1 protein-coding gene is annotated in these 665 nt (G+C 45.0%); it reads left to right on the forward strand.

What is annotated here, in order from left to right; genetic code table 11:
* Positions 1-74: 74 nt before the first annotated feature.
* On the forward strand, positions 75-665 hold a 591-nt coding region (locus LCF57_RS18770), incomplete at its 3' end, for a nitronate monooxygenase (protein ID WP_226002063.1).

Consider the following 665-nt stretch of genomic DNA (forward strand, 5'->3'; position numbering starts at 1 on the left):
AACTTCTTTGAAATTCGCATTAATCGAAATCATGAAGATTCCATTATAGGTTCAACAATAGGAGGTTTTCAAAAATGCTTGAGACAGAATTAACACGTACCCTCAAAATTCAATACCCGATCTTCCTAGCGCCGATGGCAGGTGGACCTACGACTCCTGAATTGGTAGCAGCAATTTCAAACGCCGGGGGTCTAGGCAACTTAGGTGCCGGATACTTAACACCAGAACAACTCCGAAGCATGATACGAGAGATCAAACAACTAACGGATCAGCCGTTTGGAGTCAACTTGTTTGTACCTGAGCAACGAATAGAATCGGAAGAAACGATCGGACAAATGGCAGATCACCTCAATATTTATCGCGTCGAACTTGGCATTGCACAAAATCCAGCGATCCAGAAATATTCGGAGTCGTTTGAAGAGCAGGTGCAAGTATTACTGGATGAAGAAATCCCGGTGTTTAGTTTTACCTTTGGCATACCACCGCAAGATGTGATCCAAACGATGAAGCAGCGTGGAACAATTGTAATTGGTACAGCAACAACAATTGAAGAAGCCAAACAATTGGAAGCGGCTGGTGTAGACGCAATTGTAGCCCAGGGAAGTGAAGCTGGGGGACATCGCGGCACATTCTTGAAGAGCGTTTCCGACACTCAGATAGGCACC

Source organism: Paenibacillus sp. BJ-4 (assembly GCF_020404765.1).
In the GTDB taxonomy this organism is placed as follows: domain Bacteria; phylum Bacillota; class Bacilli; order Paenibacillales; family Paenibacillaceae; genus Paenibacillus.